This window comes from Zoogloea sp. LCSB751, from assembly GCF_002028455.1.
Taxonomy (GTDB): Bacteria; Pseudomonadota; Gammaproteobacteria; order Burkholderiales; family Rhodocyclaceae; genus Zoogloea.
This window is the reverse complement of record NZ_MWUM01000004.1, coordinates 179,867-194,248: the sequence shown is the minus strand read 5'-3', so window position 1 is coordinate 194,248 and position 14,382 is coordinate 179,867. Positions and strand designations below refer to the sequence as shown.

General features: G+C 65.2%; 16 protein-coding genes, 3 tRNA genes and 1 pseudogene. 10 read left to right on the top strand and 10 right to left on the bottom strand.

The annotated features are described in order from the left end of the window. Positions 1-144: 144 nt before the first annotated feature. The 8 genes and pseudogenes from B4920_RS06715 to cydX all read left to right on the top strand — a co-directional run bounded on the left by B4920_RS06715 (position 145) and on the right by cydX (position 4,003). Positions 145-221, top strand: a tRNA-Arg gene (locus tag B4920_RS06715). An 87-nt stretch (positions 222-308) separates the two neighbouring features. After that, positions 309-385, top strand: a tRNA-Arg gene (locus B4920_RS06710). 87 nt (positions 386-472) lie between these two features. Further along, positions 473-549 (top strand) — tRNA-Arg (locus B4920_RS06705). Positions 550-610: 61 nt separating this feature from the next. Next, positions 611-778 (top strand): hypothetical protein, encoded by a 168-nt coding sequence (locus tag B4920_RS29465; protein WP_161493253.1) that lies wholly within the window; start codon positions 611-613, stop codon positions 776-778. 212 nt (positions 779-990) lie between these two features. Next, positions 991-1,173, top strand: coding sequence for a cytochrome oxidase putative small subunit CydP (gene cydP / locus B4920_RS28700; RefSeq protein ID WP_139379442.1), 183 nt, complete (start codon positions 991-993; stop codon positions 1,171-1,173). Beyond that, entirely contained in the window at positions 1,163-2,716 is a 1,554-nt protein-coding gene (locus B4920_RS06695; RefSeq protein WP_079433843.1) for a cytochrome ubiquinol oxidase subunit I, read from the top strand. The genes cydP and B4920_RS06695 overlap by 11 nt, the downstream gene beginning before the upstream one ends. 11 nt (positions 2,717-2,727) lie before the next feature. Continuing rightward, positions 2,728-3,871: pseudogene (gene cydB / locus B4920_RS06690) on the top strand (cytochrome d ubiquinol oxidase subunit II). 12 nt (positions 3,872-3,883) lie between these two features. Beyond that, the gene (cydX, locus tag B4920_RS06685) at positions 3,884-4,003 is read left to right on the top strand and encodes a cytochrome bd-I oxidase subunit CydX (RefSeq protein WP_079433842.1); all 120 of its coding nucleotides are present in this window, start codon (positions 3,884-3,886) and stop codon (positions 4,001-4,003) included. Positions 4,004-4,213: 210 nt separating this feature from the next. Here the strand turns inward: cydX and B4920_RS06680 are convergent, their stop codons facing one another. Further along, on the bottom strand, positions 4,214-4,654 hold the full coding sequence (locus B4920_RS06680) for a MarR family winged helix-turn-helix transcriptional regulator (protein ID WP_173862647.1): 441 nt from the start codon (positions 4,652-4,654) through the stop codon (positions 4,214-4,216). Positions 4,655-4,717: 63 nt separating this feature from the next. Between B4920_RS06680 and B4920_RS06675 the strand changes: the two genes are divergently transcribed. Further along, a complete protein-coding gene (locus tag B4920_RS06675; RefSeq protein ID WP_079433841.1) occupies positions 4,718-5,458 on the top strand; it encodes a siderophore-interacting protein in 741 nt (246 codons plus the stop codon). 84 nt (positions 5,459-5,542) lie between these two features. Here B4920_RS06675 and B4920_RS30360 read toward each other — a convergent pair whose 3' ends face one another. The 9 genes from B4920_RS30360 to asd form a co-directional block, all read right to left on the bottom strand. After that, a complete protein-coding gene (locus B4920_RS30360; RefSeq protein WP_254050864.1) occupies positions 5,543-5,782 on the bottom strand; it encodes a PLP-dependent transferase in 240 nt (79 codons plus the stop codon). Further along, positions 5,779-6,162 carry an aminotransferase class I/II-fold pyridoxal phosphate-dependent enzyme gene (locus B4920_RS30355; protein ID WP_368664712.1) on the bottom strand — a complete coding sequence of 128 codons (384 nt, stop codon included), beginning with the start codon at positions 6,160-6,162 and terminating at the stop codon, positions 5,779-5,781. The genes B4920_RS30360 and B4920_RS30355 overlap by 4 nt, the downstream gene beginning before the upstream one ends. A gap of 57 nt (positions 6,163-6,219) precedes the next feature. Further along, on the bottom strand, positions 6,220-6,393 hold the full coding sequence (locus tag B4920_RS30350) for a hypothetical protein (protein WP_254050853.1): 174 nt from the start codon (positions 6,391-6,393) through the stop codon (positions 6,220-6,222). A 146-nt stretch (positions 6,394-6,539) separates the two neighbouring features. Continuing rightward, positions 6,540-7,883: an aromatic acid/H+ symport family MFS transporter gene (locus B4920_RS06665; RefSeq protein ID WP_079433840.1), complete on the bottom strand. Its 1,344-nt coding sequence runs from the start codon at positions 7,881-7,883 to the stop codon at positions 6,540-6,542. Between the two features lie 100 nt (positions 7,884-7,983). Next, positions 7,984-8,622, bottom strand: a complete 639-nt coding sequence (maiA, locus tag B4920_RS06660) for a maleylacetoacetate isomerase (RefSeq protein ID WP_079433839.1) — start codon at positions 8,620-8,622, stop codon at positions 7,984-7,986. A gap of 3 nt (positions 8,623-8,625) precedes the next feature. Further along, positions 8,626-9,336: a fumarylacetoacetate hydrolase family protein gene (locus B4920_RS06655; RefSeq protein WP_079433838.1), complete on the bottom strand. Its 711-nt coding sequence runs from the start codon at positions 9,334-9,336 to the stop codon at positions 8,626-8,628. A gap of 35 nt (positions 9,337-9,371) precedes the next feature. Further along, a complete protein-coding gene (locus B4920_RS06650) occupies positions 9,372-10,427 on the bottom strand; it encodes a cupin domain-containing protein (protein WP_079433837.1) in 1,056 nt (351 codons plus the stop codon). 35 nt (positions 10,428-10,462) lie between these two features. Further along, a complete protein-coding gene (locus tag B4920_RS06645) occupies positions 10,463-11,665 on the bottom strand; it encodes a 3-hydroxybenzoate 6-monooxygenase (RefSeq protein ID WP_079433836.1) in 1,203 nt (400 codons plus the stop codon). A 129-nt stretch (positions 11,666-11,794) separates the two neighbouring features. Beyond that, entirely contained in the window at positions 11,795-12,667 is an 873-nt protein-coding gene (gene asd / locus B4920_RS06640; protein WP_079433835.1) for an archaetidylserine decarboxylase, read from the bottom strand. A gap of 56 nt (positions 12,668-12,723) precedes the next feature. Between asd and B4920_RS06635 the strand changes: the two genes are divergently transcribed. Then, complete coding sequence (locus tag B4920_RS06635) at positions 12,724-14,382, top strand: aminotransferase class III-fold pyridoxal phosphate-dependent enzyme (RefSeq protein ID WP_079433834.1); 1,659 nt, start codon at positions 12,724-12,726, stop codon at positions 14,380-14,382.

Here is a 14,382-nt window from a genome sequence, read left to right as displayed (position 1 = left end):
CGTCGCGTAAAAGCCCGGATGTTCATAGGCAGGCAAGAAGGGCGCCAGAAGGGGAATTCCGGGGCGTGGCGGGGAAAGACATCAAACGGCAACGAAAGGCTTCCAATTTCCCTGAAGCTATGTATAATGCCGGTCTTTCGCAGCGCGCCCGTAGCTCAGTTGGATAGAGTACTTGGCTACGAACCAAGGGGTCGTGGGTTCGAATCCTGCCGGGCGCGCCAGTTTTGCCAGAGTCGCTTTATTGCGAATCTGTTCAGTCGGGAAGCAATTGCTTCCGCCGGGCTTCCGGTTGACTGATTGTATGGTGTGCGCCCGTAGCTCAGTTGGATAGAGTACTTGGCTACGAACCAAGGGGTCGTGGGTTCGAATCCTGCCGGGCGCGCCAGTTTTGCCAGAGTCGCTTTATTGCGAATCTGTTCAGTCGGGAAGCAATTGCTTCCGCCGGGCTTCCGGTTGACTGATTGTATGGTGTGCGCCCGTAGCTCAGTTGGATAGAGTACTTGGCTACGAACCAAGGGGTCGTGGGTTCGAATCCTGCCGGGCGCGCCAAAATGAAAAGGGACTGCAGAAATGCAGTCCCTTTTTGCATTGTTGGCGCGATCTGCACAGCGTGCTCCTCACGTCGGCGCCCATCCCCAAGACCCGTGTGGAGGTCGTGCCGTCCGGCACGCGGGCGACACTTCTCCATCCCGATTTTCAGGCCATCATCGGATGGCCGGTGCAGATGTTCGAGGTGTTCCCGGGCGCAACGGACCAAGTCCTTGCCATGGTGATTTGACCGGCTGTCAAAAACGCTGCCAGATACTGCCATTAGGCAATTCGAAACTGCCAGTGGCTGCCATGACAGCCTCAACGCGGTGGCTGACCTGCGGCTAATGGTCGCGAAAAGTCGAATTCAAGCCTTTGTTGTAAAAAGACTTTGTCGAAATTCGGCAGAATGGCACGACGCTTGATAAGCAAAGTCTGATTTTTCAACAAGGCAGTCGAACCATGACCCCAACTGACTCATTCCTGTTACGCCACCTGGGCTGGCTTCTCCTCGCCAAAGCCATTGCACTGGGCGCCCTGTGGTGGTTCTTCGTTCACGACGCAAAGGTGCCGGTCGATCCGGTGGCCATGTCCGCGCATCTCATGGGTTCCGCGGCTGATCAGGGAGGCAAACATGGTCACTGAACAAGTGGTCGATTTGTCCCGTCTTCAGTTTGCCGCCACGGCTCTCTATCATTTCCTGTTCGTGCCGCTGACCATCGGCATGGTGTGGCTACTCGTGATCATGGAGTCGGTCTATGTGATGACCGGCAAGCAGCTCTACAAGGACATGACCCGCTTCTGGGGCAAGCTGTTCGGCATCAACTTCGCGCTGGGTGTCACCACCGGCATCACGATGGAGTTCCAGTTCGGCACCAACTGGGCCTATTACTCCCACTACGTCGGCGACATCTTCGGCGCGCCATTGGCCATAGAAGGGCTGATGGCCTTCTTCCTCGAATCGACGATGATCGGCCTGTTCTTCTTCGCGTGGGATCGGCTTTCCCGCAAGCAGCACCTGCTGGTGACGATCCTGATGGCGGTGGGCACCAACCTGTCGGCGCTGTGGATCCTGATCGCCAACGGCTGGATGCAGAACCCGGTGGGGGCGGAATTCAGCTATGTGACGATGCGCATGGAGATGACCGATTTCTGGGCGCTGCTGTTCAACCCGGATGCCCAGGCCAAGTTCGTGCATACCGTGTCGGCCGGCTACGTGACCGGGGCGATGTTCGTGCTGTCGATCTCGTCCTGGTATCTGCTCAAGGGGCGCGACGTGGAGTTCGCCAAGCGCAGCTTCGGCATCGCGGCGGCTTTCGGCTTTGCGTCGGTGTGTTCGGTGATCGTGCTCGGCGACGAATCCGGCTACACCGTCGGCGAGGCCCAGCAGACCAAGCTGGCCGCCATCGAGGCGATGTGGGAGACCGAGCCGGCGCCGGCCTCGTTCAATCTCGTCGCGGTCCCCAACGAGGCGGAGATGAAGAACGACTTCGCCATCGAGATCCCGTGGGTGATGGGCATCATCGGCACGCGTTCCCTGAGCAAGCAGATTCCCGGCATCAAGGAGATCAAGGCCAAGAACCGCGAGCGCATCGTCGCTGGCATTGGCGCAGTGACGGCCCTCGAAGCCCTGCGTCGCAATTCGGACGACGCCCATGCCCGCGAGGCCTTCGAGCGGCACAAGGCCGATCTGGGCTTTGGTCTGTTGCTGAAGAAATACGTCGCCGACGTGAGCCAGGCGACGCCGGCGATGATCGACCGAGCCGTGAACGACACCGTGCCGCGCGTGACGCCGATGTTCTGGAGCTTCCGCCTGATGGTGGCTTTCGGCTTCGGCATGCTGGCCTTGTTCAGTCTGGCCCTGTGGTACTCGGTGAAAGGGACTTTTGCCGACAAGCCCTGGTTGCTGCGCTGGGCCGTGTATTTCTTGCCGGTGCCATGGCTGGCCTGCGAAGTGGGCTGGTTCGTCGCCGAATACGGGCGCCAGCCGTGGACGATCTACGGCGTTCTTCCGACCCATCTGTCCGTTTCGACCCTCAGCGTGGAAAGCCTTTACGGCTCACTGGCCGGCTTTGTCGGCTTCTACACGGTCTTGCTGGTTGTCGAGCTGTACCTGATGACCCGCTTCGCGAAGCAGGGCCCCGGCAGCCTGGGGACCGGCCGTTACGCCAACGAGGCCCACGCCTGAAGGAGATGCTCATGTTGCTCGATTACACGACTCTCAAACTGATCTGGTGGCTGCTCGTCGGCGTGCTGCTGGTGGGCTTCGCAATCATGGACGGCCACGACATGGGCGTCGGCACCTTGCTGCCCTTCGTCGGCAAGGACGATGTCGAACGGCGGGTCATCATCAACACCGTTGGCCCGCACTGGGACGGCAACCAGGTGTGGTTCATCACCGGCGGCGGGGCGATCTTCGCGGCCTGGCCGCTGGTGTATGCGACGGCTTTTTCCGGTTTCTACTGGGCCATGCTGGCGGTGCTGTGGGCGCTGTTCTTCCGGCCGGTGGGCTTCGATTACCGCAGCAAGATCGACAACCCGGCCTGGCGGCGCACCTGGGACTGGGGGCTGTTCGTCGGCGGGGCGGTGCCGCCGCTGATCTTCGGCGTGGCTTTCGGTAATCTGTTCCTCGGCGTGCCGTTCAGCTTCGATGCGCAGCTGGTGTCCACCTATTCCGGCTCGTTCTGGGAGTTGCTCAGCCCGTTCGCGCTGCTGTGTGGCGTGGTGTCGTCGGCGATGATCAGCTTCCATGGCGCGATCTACCTGGCCCATCGCACGCAGGGCGAGGTCCAGTGGCGCGCGCTGCGGGCCGCCGGTTTCTTCGGCGGACTGATGCTGCTGGCCTTCGCTGCGGCCGGCGTGTGGTTATGGATGGGGAATTCCTGGCTACGTGATCCAGTCCGCGCTGGATACCGCAGCCCAGCCGAACCCCCTCGCCAAAACCGTCGTGCGTGAAGCCGGTGCGTGGTTCGCCAATTACCGGCATTACCCGCTGACTTTGGCGTTGCCGGCTGTGGCTTTTGTCGCCGTACCGGCAGCCCAGGCGCTGGCGCGCTCGGGGCGCACGATGGCGGCCTTCTGGGCCTCGGTGCTGGCCATCCTAGGTGTCATCGGCACAGCGGGGGCGGCCTTGTTTCCGTTCATCCTGCCGTCGTCGATCGACCCCAATGCCAGCCTCACCGTGTGGGACAGCGTGTCCAGCCAGCTCACCCTGACCATCATGCTGGTGGCCACGCTGCTGTTCATGCCGATCATCATTACCTACACCGCCTGGGCCTACCGCGTCATGGGCGGCAAGGTCACTGCCGCCTACGTGCGGGAAAACAGCCATTCGGCTTATTGAGGAGAACGACAGATGTGGTATTTCGCCTGGATTTTGGGAATCGGCTTCGCCGTACTGCTGGCGATCCTTAATGCCTTGTGGGCTGAGCACGAGGAGAGCCGGCGCGCAGGAGCGCGCACCGCCCGTCATTGACGGCGAGCGGTGTAATGAGCGCTGTCAGCTGGATTCGTCGAGGGCGCGCTCTCCCGACGATGGTTTTGTCTCCTCCTTGAGGTTCCTTACCGTCGCTCACTCCCCGTCCGTGCTTGTTCAGGCGGATGTGCAACGGCAAGTTTGACAACGCTCCTCCGGGAGCGTTTTTTTGGCCGGGCTCCCGGCAGAGCGGTCAATCGTGCGGCGAAGCTAGGGCGCTGCGTCGAGGTTCTTGCGCACCCGCTGCAGCAGTGACAGCAGCGCGTCCTGCTCGGCTTGGCTGAGATCCTGGATAGCCTGTTGGGACAGCTCGCGTTCCTGTTCGTCCAGCGAGGCGGAGACGGCTTCGCCCTCCGGTGTCAGGTAAAGGCGCAGATTGCGCCTGTCGTTCGCATCCGGCCGTGCCTCCAGTAATCCGCGCTCCCGCAGGCTGCTCGTCAAGCGTGCGAGTTGGCCTTTGTCGCGTCCGGAATGGCTGACGAGGGTGCTCAGCGTCTCCCCCGGGTTGCGGGCGAAGAAGCCCAGCACCTTGCCTTCCATGTGCGTGAGCTGCAGCGGGCTCTCACGCAGGGCCCGGTACTGCTTGGAGCGGAACAGGTGCATGACGGTATGGACCGCCTCAAATACGTCTTTAGCCCGATCGTTGCTCATATGGTTGACTTTATCAACTTTGTTTTCCAGAATTATTGACGTTATCAACTAATTGGAACGTCAATGGAAACAACACTCAAAGGGGAACGCCGCATTCAGCGCGTCCGCCATGAACTGCGCCGCCGGGAGGTGACTGTCGCCCAGGTGGAGCAGGTCAGTCCCGGTTTCGTGCGTGTGACTTTCGGCGGGGATGACCTGGCCGATTTCGTCTCCCTGTCTTTCGATGACCACGTGAAATTCATGTTCGCCGACCCGGCCGGTGAAGTCGTCCGCCGCGACTATACGCCGCTGCAGCACGATGCTGCGGCCCGGACGCTGTCCATCGAGTTCGCCTTGCACGAGCGGGGTGCGGCGTCCGATTGGGCGCGTGCGGCGCAGGTCGGCCAGCTTGCCGCCATCGGCGGCCCGCGGGGCTCGATGATCATCCCGCTGGACTACGACTGGCACCTGCTGGTGGGCGACAGTTCGGCGTTGCCGGCCATTCAGCGTCGCCTGTGGGAACTCCCGGCCGGCGCGCGGACCATTGCGGTGATCCAGGTCGACGACGCGGCGGACCGCCGCGACTTCGCCAGCGCGGCGAACGTGGACGTGAGCTGGGTGCGCAGCGGCGACGAACTGCTGGCCGCCGTCCGCGCGCTGCAACTGCCCGCCGGCAGCGGCTTTGCGTGGGGTGCCGGCGAGACCGGCGTCATGCGTCCGCTGCGCGAGTTGCTGAAGGGCAAGGGCGTTGCCGGCGTGGACATGCGCATTGCCGCCTACTGGAAACACGGAGCCGCGGATTTCCACGAGCGGCTGGACGACTGAATGTAGAACGCCCTCGTCACCGGGCAGAGCCATGTCGTCGATGGCGGCATCAAGCAGGTCTCCTTGCCACCCCGCCGAATACTGTTATGCCAGGGCGCGGTCGAAGTCGGCGATCAGGTCGGCTTCGTCTTCGAGGCCGATCGACAGGCGGATCAGGCCTTCGGCAATGCCCATCGCGGCGCGCGCTTCCTGGCCGGCTTCCCAGAAGATGGTGGGGGCGACCGGGATGATCAGCGTGCGCGTGTCGCCCAGGCCGGTGTCGGTGACGGCGCCGCCGAGGGCCTCGCCGTGGCCGGCGATGGTCTTGGTCCGCGAGTTGCTCACCAGGCTGGCGCCGATGGCACGAGGTCTGAACAGCGCCGGCGAGGTGATGTGTTGTCGACCACAAAGATGAGCCCGCGCTCCCGGCACAGTTCGCCGATGCGCTCCAGATCGGCGATCTGGGTCCGCGGATTGGCGATCGTCTCGACGAAGACCATGCGCGTTTCCGGCCGGATCGCTGCGGCAACGGCCTCGACGGAACAGGCATCGACCTTGTCGACCGCGACACCCAGGCCTTCCATCGTGCCGAGGAGGCTGTTCGTATTGCCGAAGATGTAGCGGCTGGCGACGAGGTGGTCACCGGCGCGCAGCAGCGTGAGGAATACCGCCGAGATGGCGCCCATGCCGGTGGCGAAGCACACGGTGCCGACACCGTTCTCCAGCGCGGTGATCTTGGCTTCGAGGGCAGCCGTGGTCGGCGTGCCCTGGCGGGCATACTGCTAGCCGCCCTTGTAGGTGCCCTGGAACGCGCCGATCAGATCCTCGACCCGGTCGAAATCATATTGCACCGAAGTGTGGATCGGTTTGTGGATGCCGTCATGTTCGACGCCGAAGCGGCGGTCGGAATGGACGTTGTCGGTGCTCAGCGCACGGGTGTCAGGGGACGATTTCATTTCTCGAAAGCTCGATGCGGTTGTGGCAGGTGAACACCCATAACAACGCCTGATCGCCACACCTTCGTCGCCTGGAAATGTTGAAAACAGTGCTCGCGGCGGCCGCGCAGCGCGGTGTCGAACTGCTGGCAGGCCGCCGCGTCCAGTCAGGCCGTCGTCGGCTGGGCAGCCTGTTGCCGGCTGCGGTGAATCCCGAACATCAGCATCGTGAGACCCGCGATTACCGCCGGCAGGCCGACGACCATGAACACCGACGACAGCGGCAGGTTCATCGTGAGCATGGCGCCGCCACCCACCGAACCGAGCACCGAGCCCATCCGGCCGACGCCGTTGGCCCAGCTGACGCCGGTAGCACGGCAGTCCGTCGGGTAGAAGCTGGCGGACAGCGCGTTGGCGCCCACTTGGGAGCCGGACACGCAGAAACCGGCGCAGAACACCACCAGCCCGGCTAGCGCCGGGTTGCCGGACAGACTGCCGATTGCCGCGATGAACAGGCCGGCGAGCATGTAGCTGGTGGCGAGGACCCGGTGCGGCGCGAGGCGGTCCATCAGCCAGCCGAGCACGATGGCGCCGACCGTGCCGCCGACCTGGAACATGGTGGTGACCAGCGAGGCGGTTTTCAGGGAGACGCCGGTGCTCTTGATGAAAGTGGGCAGCCAGCTCGACAGCAGGTAGATGACCAGCAGGCTCATGAAGAAGGTCAGCCACAGCAGCAGGGTGCCGCGCAGCAGGTCGGGGCGGAACAGATGGCTGACCGGCATGCCGGCCGGCTTGTGGTGGCTGGCGACGAAGTGGGCGCCGTCGAAGTCCTGGGCGGGATCGATGCGGCGCAGGGTGGCGGCGACCCGGTGGAAGCCCTTGTTCTCCATCACCAGATAGCGCACGGACTCTGGCAGGCGCCAGACCAGCACCGGCAGCAGCGCCAAAGGCAGCACGCCGCCGAGCATCAGCACCGAGCGCCAGCCGTAGGCTTCGACGAGATGGGCCGAGGCCAGCCCGCCCAGTGCGGAGCCGACCGTGAAGCCGCAGAACATCGCGGTGACGAGGAAGGCGCGGCGCTTGTCGGGACAGAACTCGGAGGTCAGCGTCACCGAGTTGGGCATCGCACCGCCCAGCCCAAGGCCGGTCAGGAAGCGCCACATCACCAGTTCGGTGGCCGAGCCCGAATAGGCCGACAGCAGGCTGGCGAGGCCGAAGAACAGCACGCAGGCAATGAGTACGCTCTTGCGCCCGAAGCGGTCGGCGAGGGGGCCGAACAGGAAAGCGCCCGCCATCAGGCCGGCGAGGCCGGCGCCGAACAGCGGCGCGATGTCGCCCGGGGCCAGCTGCCATTCGGCGCGGATGGCCGGGGCCAGAAAGCCGATGGCGGCTGTGTCGAAACCGTCGATGGCGACGATCAGGAAGCACAGCACGATGATCAGCACCTGGTAGGGACTAAGGGGGTGATGGGCGATGAAGTCCGTGACGTTCACGGTGCGCTGCGTGGGCATTGTTTGTCTCCGTCTCGTTTTGGATGGACGTACCGGGGCATCCGCGATACCGGGCGGTATCGCGGTGCGCGCTCTAGGTGTTGTGTATGGTGGGCGGGGCTTAGCCGGCGTCGGGCTGAACACCCGGCGCGGCGCGGCGGAAGGCGTCGAGCTGCTGGCAGGCGGCGTCGGTGGCCTGGATCAGCGGCCAGCGGGCCATATTCACCTTGAAGCGGCGGGCGCTTTCCACCTGGGGCACCAGGTACACGTCGGCCAGCGTCGGCGTGTCGCCGTAGCAGAAGGCGCTGCGCTGCGGGTCGGCGGCCAGCAGGGCTTCGAGGGCATCGAAGCCGGCGCTGATCCAGGTGGCGCACCAGGCGTTGATGGCCGCCTCGTCGCAGTGCAGCGTGTGGCGCAGGTATTCCAGGATGCGCCGGTTGTTGATCGGGTGGATGTCGCAGCCGACGATGGCCGCCAGGGCCCGCACGCGGGCGCGGGCGTCGGCGTCCTTCGGCAGCAGCGGCGGCTCGGGGTGGCGCTCCTCGAGCCATTCGATGATGGCCGGCGACTGGATCAACACCTGCCCACCGGTTTCCAGCGCCGGCACCAGCCCTTGCGGGTTGAGGGCCTTGAAGGCCGGCCCCAGGTGCTGCTCCGTGCGCAGGTCCACCGGCAGGTACTCGTAGTCCAATCCCTTCAGGTTCAGCGCGATGCGCAACCGGTGCGAGGTGCCGCTGCGGAAGAAGTTGTGCAGCTTCATGGCTTACTCGGGGGCGCCGACGGTCAGGCGGACGTCGCCGACGCCATCCACATGGCCGGTGATCACGTCACCCGACTTCACCGCGCCGACGCCTTCCGGGGTGCCGGTGTAGATCAGGTCGCCCGGTTCCAGGTGGTAGAACTGGGACAGGTCGACGATCAGCTCGCGGATGTTCCAGATCAGCTTGGAGAGGTCGGAGGACTGCTTGGTCTGGCCATTGACGGCGAGGTTGATGGCGCCCGTTTCGAGCACGCCGCGCTCGCCGGCTGGGACGATCTCGCTGCACACGGCGGACTTTTCGAAGTTCTTGCCCAGGTCCCACGGGCGGCCTTGTTCGCGGGCCACCAGCTGCAGGTCGCGACGGGTCATGTCGAGGCCGGCGGCGTAGCCGTAGATCAGCTCGCCGGCATCGGCCTCGGTGACACGGAAGCCGCTGCGGCCGATGGCCACCACCAGTTCCATCTCGTAGTGGTAGTTCTGGGTGCCGGTGGGGTAGGGCACGGTTTCACCGGACTGGACCAGCGTCGAGGCATCCTTGATGAAGTAAAAGGGCCGCATCGTGGCCTTGTCCACCGGGCGCTCCATCTCGATTGCGTGGGCGTGGTAGTTGCGGCCGACGCAGAAGATGCGCTTGACCGGGAGGCGCGCCTCGCTGCCCTGCACGGGCAGGGAGAAGACGGGTTGCGGGTTCCACAGGTAGGTCTGCTGGGTCATGTCTGTTTTCCTTGGTATGGGGTGTGTGAGGTGGTTCAGCCGCGGTTCTCGAAGACGCCGAGCTTGCGGTGCAGCGGCGTCTCGTCGGCGATGAAGACGAAGGCCGGGCTGTTGGTGGAGCGGTTGCGCAGGCGTACCGGGGTGTAGCCGGGGGCGCAGCAGGTGTCGGCTTCGGCAAGGGCGAAGCTGTTGTCGCTGATGCCCACGTCGATGCCACCCTCGATCAGGTGGAAGACCATCGCCGGCGAGCGCACGGGCAGGTCGAGCGTCTGGCCGGGGCGCAGCATCAGCGCGTAGAAACCGAGGATGTTCTCGGCGTCGGTGCCGGTCTCGGGATTCACATAGCTGACCTGCACTGCTTCCAGCTCCGGCTGGTCGGCGGCCAGGGCTTCCAGTGCGGCGCGGGCTTCGACCCACGGGTAGCGCAGCATCGGGTAGGCCTTGTTCGAACGCTGGAACACCTGGGTCGGCACCACGCCGGCGCGGGCGTAGGCGCGGTCGCCACGGCCGGGCTTGACGGTCTGGGGCTCGCCGTCGATGTGGTAGGAGGCCTCCATGTAATAGACCAGCGGCAGGTCCAGCACGTCCAGCCACACCACCGGGCCGTCGCCGTCGTGGCCGTGCTCGTGCCATAGGCCGGTCGGCGTGAGGATCAGGTCGCCGCGGCTCATCGGGCACTTTTCGCCATCGACGGTGGTGTAGGCGCCTTCGCCTTCGACGATCATCCGCACCGCGTTGGGGGTGTGGCGGTGGGCCGGCGCCCATTCGCCGGGCAGCAGCAGCTGCATGCCCAGGTACATCGCCGCGCTGGCCTGCATCTTCTCGAGGCCGTGGCCGGGGTTGGCGAGCACCAGCACGCGGCGCTCGGCCTTCTCGATGGGGGTCAGCTCACCGGCCTGCATCAGCAGGGGGCGCAGGGTTTCGTAGGGCCAGTGGATCGGCCGGGTGTTGGGCTGCGGCTTGCCGGCGGGCAGCACCGCGCGCAGGCTCGGCCACAGGGGTACGAGGTTCTGGCGGGCGAGTTCCTCGCGGTAGTCGAGGGGCAGGTCTTCCAGGCGCCCCAGGGTGTCGAAACGGCTTTGGTCTTGCATGGTCGGCTTCCTGTTCGGGTTCGGATGGGTGGGGCTCAGTCTTTGGCCAGGCAGTTGTCGGCGTTCCAGCCGTACAGCCATTCCATCGCGTCGTAGAAGCGCTCCGCGCTGCGGCCCTTCCACAGGTCGTTGCGCACCAGGCGCTCGACGCCCTTGGCGTGATAGATGCGGCCCATCTCGCGGGACGACAGCACGATGCGGGCGGTGCGGGCCACGCGGGAGCGTTGGTAGAGGTCGAAGGCCTTGACGAAGTCGTTGTCGTGGACGCGCAGGGCTTCGCCGAGGGTGACCGCGTCTTCCATCGCCATGCAGGCGCCCTGGGCCATGTACTGGGTGGTCGGGTGGGCGGCGTCGCCGAGGAGGGTCACGCGGCCGAAGGTCCATTGGCCAATGGGCTCGCGGTCGGCGGTGGCCCAGCGCTTCCAGCTCTTGGGCAGTTCGATCAGCTGGCGGGCCTTTGGGCAGATGCCCTGGAAGTAGCTCTGTACTTCCTCGGCGCTGCCTTCGGTGACGCCCCATTCCTCCTGCTGGCGGCTGTGGAAGGTGACCACCACGTTGTATTGCTCACCGCCGCGCAGCGGGTAGTGGACCAGGTGGCAGTTGGGGCCGACCCAGATGCTGGCGGCGTTCCACTGCAGGTCTTCCGGAAAATCCTTCTTGTCCACCACGGCGCGATACACCACGTGGCCGGTGACGCGGGCCGGATCGCCGACGAACTGCTCGCGCACCGCCGAGCGCACGCCGTCGGCGCCGATCAGTGCGATGCCCTTGTGGGCGTTGCCGTGCTGGTCGTACACCGTCACGCTGTCGGCGTCCTGCTCGACGCGGCTGACGTGGGTGGAGGTCAGGAACTCCACGCGGCCGGTTTCCTGGGCGCCTTCGAGGAGGGACAGATGAACATCAACCCTGTGGATCACCGCGTAGGGATTGCCGAAGCGCTTGCGGAAGGCCTCGCCGGTGGGGATGCGGCCGACGACGCTCTCGTCGAGGGCGTCGTGCATGATCATGTAATCGGTGTAAACAGCGCGGCTGCGGGCCTTGTCGCCGACACCGAGGGCGTCGAAGGCGTGGAAGGCGTTGGGGCCGAGCTGGATGCCGGCGCCGATCTCGCCGATCTGCGCAGCCTGTTCGAGCACCTTGACGGAGAAGCCCCGGCGGGTCAAGGCGAGGGCGGCGGCGAGGCCGCCGATGCCGCCGCCGGCGATGATGACCGGCAGCGTGTTGGGGGTGGTGTTCATGGCGTCTCCTGATTTGATTTGATGTAGATCAAGTGTGGAAGACGCCAACTATTTTGAAAACGCAATCTATCGAATAGGCTGATTTCCGTTATCAAATAGTTGTTTGTGTCGAATTTGTGCTCTACACGCTCAAGCGGCGTCCGGCCGGCGCAGCAGCGGCTCGCCCATGCGGATCGGGCTGCCTTCGCCGATGCCGGCGCACAGGCTGAAGCCCTTCGGCGCAAAGACGATGATCGTCGAGCCGTGCTGGAACCAGCCCATCTCCTGACCTTTGCCGAAGCGGGCGGTGCCCGGGATCTGGTTGGGGCCCCGGTAGCGGAGGTGCAGCAGTACGTCCAGCCAGTGCAGGCGGATGCTGGCGACGAGGATCGCCGCCACCGGCACCAGGATCAGCGGGGCGCCGTCGGAGAGACGGGTGCGGATCACCGCCCGCTCGTTCTTGCAGTACAGGCGCTCGACCCGCTTGAGGGCCGGCGGATTGACGTTCCACACGTCGCCGGAGATGTAGGTGACGTGCTCCACGTCCAGGTCGGCCGGGGAATGGAAGCGGTGGTACATGCTCGATTTGAGGCGCAGCGTCACGTAGCGGCCGTCCCGGTAGGTATCCACCAGCGCCGGGTCGCCGAGCAGGTCGATGAGCGGGTAGGGTGCGCCCTTGGCTTGCAGGGCGGTGACGCCGTCGAGCGTGCCGCAGGCGCCGACGATGGCGTCGCAGGGGCTGCTGAGCACCATCGGGTCGCCATCGATGGTGCGCGCGCCATCCTTCAGCTCCCGCGTGAAGCAGTCGTGCATGCTGCGGAATTCCTGCTTCTTCGCTTCCGACAGATCCAGGTCGGCGAAGGCTTTCCATATGGCGATGGACAGGCGCGCAACGAGGGGATGTTCGATCTTGCTGAACCAGCCGACGAAACGGGTCAGCAGCGCACGCGGCAGGCGGTTGGTGAGCAGGAAGTTGAGGTCTTCCTGGTCGGTGAGGCGGGCAAGCAGGCGGGGACTTTTCATGGTTCTGTAACTGGGGTCGGTTAAATCGTTCATCTTTCAGTTGCGGAGTGCACTACGTGGAAGATGCATTGGTATTGGCCGGACTCGGGGCGCTGGCGCTGCCGGGCCTGGTGATGAAGGCGAAGCGCCGGCTGGAGCTGTCGAAGGGCAAGCACCCGTCGCTGGCGGGGCACGCCAAGATGTCGCGCCGGGTGGCGAAGCTGCTGCCTTTCTACGAATACGACGAGGCGGCGTTCTTCCGCAGCGACGATGCGCCGGCGGAGGTCGCGGCCAAGCGCAAGGAAGCCTTCTTCCGCCTCGCCGAGCTGTACCGCACGCGCTTTGCGGCCAGCGCGGCGATGAGCGCGGAGACCCAGGAAGGCGTGTCGGACATGCAATTCACCGGCGCCTACCGGGTGCCCTTCCAGTACAGCCGGCTGGTGCGCCAGCACCTCAAGGGCGGTTCCTTCGTGAAGGCGTCGAGTGGCGTGACGGTCACCGATCTGGACGGCAACGTCTTCTACGACCTGACCGGCTCCTACGGCGTCAATGTGTTCGGCTACGACTTCTACAAGGACTGCATGGCCCGCGGCGCGGCGCGCGTGGAGGCCCTCGGCCCGGTGCTCGGCGCCTACCATCCGCTGCTCGCCTACAACGTGCAGCGCCTGAAGGCGATCTCCGGGCTCGATGAAGTGTCCTTCCACATGTCCGGCACCGAGGCGGTGATGCAGGCCGTGCGGCTTGCCCGCTACCACACCGGCCGGACCCATCTGGTGCGCTTCTGCGGTGCCTACCACGGCTGGTGGGGCGATGTGCAGCCGGGGGTCGGCAACCCGGTGGCGGCCAACCAGACCTACACCCTGAAGGACATGCACGATGACGCGCTGCGCGTGCTGCGCCGGCGCAAGGACATCGCCTGCGTGCTGATCAACCCGCTGCAGGCCCTGCACCCCAACGGCGCGGCGCCGGGGGATTCGTCGCTGGTGGACAGCTCCCGCAAGGCGGGCTTCGACCGGGCGGCCTACACGGCGTGGTTGAAGCAGCTGCGCCAGGTGTGCACCGAGCGCGGCATCGTGCTGATCTTCGATGAGGTCTTCGTCGGCTTCCGGCTGGCGCCGGGCGGCGCGCAGGAATACTTCGGCGTGCAGGCCGACATGGTGACCTACGGCAAGACCCTCGGCGGCGGCATGCCGATCGGTGTGGTGTGTGGCCTGCGCGAACTGATGAAGCGCTTTCGCGACGACCGCCCGGCGGACATCTGCTTCGCCCGCGGCACCTTCAACTCCCATCCCTACGTGATGGGCGCGATGGCCGAGTTCCTGGAGCGCATCGAGACGCCCGAGGTGCAGGCCTTGTACGCTGGCCTCGACGACACCTGGAATGCCCGCGCCGAGCGCCTCAACCTGCGCCTCAAGGCCGAGGGGCTGCCGCTGCAGGTGGCCAACGTGTCGTCGATTTGGACCGTCTTCTACACCCGCCCGAGCCGCTACAACTGGATGCTGCAGTACTACCTGCGGGCCGAGGGCCTGGCCCTCAGCTGGGTCGGGACGGGGCGCTTCATCTTCAGCCTCAACTACACCGATACGGACTTCGAGGCGGTCGCCGAACGCTTCGTCGCCGCCGCGCGCCAGATGGAGGCGGACGGCTGGTGGTGGAATGACGGCAGCGTGACCAACAAGGGCATCCGCCGGCGCATCCTTAAGGAGATGCTGAGCCATCGCTTCCTCGGGAAGTAG

Bases quoted from the DNA above. Each gene is read 5' to 3' on its own strand.
- cydP (WP_139379442.1), top strand. From the start codon at position 991: ATGACCCCAACTGACTCATTCCTGTTACGCCACCTGGGCTGGCTTCTC.
- B4920_RS06695 (WP_079433843.1), top strand. From the start codon at position 1,163: ATGGTCACTGAACAAGTGGTCGATTTGTCCCGTCTTCAGTTTGCCGCC.
- cydX (WP_079433842.1), top strand. From the start codon at position 3,884: ATGTGGTATTTCGCCTGGATTTTGGGAATCGGCTTCGCCGTACTGCTG.
- B4920_RS06680 (WP_173862647.1), bottom strand. From the start codon at position 4,654: ATGAGCAACGATCGGGCTAAAGACGTATTTGAGGCGGTCCATACCGTC.
- B4920_RS06675 (WP_079433841.1), top strand. From the start codon at position 4,718: ATGGAAACAACACTCAAAGGGGAACGCCGCATTCAGCGCGTCCGCCAT.
- B4920_RS30350 (WP_254050853.1), bottom strand. From the start codon at position 6,393: ATGAAATCGTCCCCTGACACCCGTGCGCTGAGCACCGACAACGTCCAT.
- B4920_RS06665 (WP_079433840.1), bottom strand. From the start codon at position 7,883: ATGCCCACGCAGCGCACCGTGAACGTCACGGACTTCATCGCCCATCAC.
- maiA (WP_079433839.1), bottom strand. From the start codon at position 8,622: ATGAAGCTGCACAACTTCTTCCGCAGCGGCACCTCGCACCGGTTGCGC.
- B4920_RS06655 (WP_079433838.1), bottom strand. From the start codon at position 9,336: ATGACCCAGCAGACCTACCTGTGGAACCCGCAACCCGTCTTCTCCCTG.
- B4920_RS06650 (WP_079433837.1), bottom strand. From the start codon at position 10,427: ATGCAAGACCAAAGCCGTTTCGACACCCTGGGGCGCCTGGAAGACCTG.
- B4920_RS06645 (WP_079433836.1), bottom strand. From the start codon at position 11,665: ATGAACACCACCCCCAACACGCTGCCGGTCATCATCGCCGGCGGCGGC.
- asd (WP_079433835.1), bottom strand. From the start codon at position 12,667: ATGAAAAGTCCCCGCCTGCTTGCCCGCCTCACCGACCAGGAAGACCTC.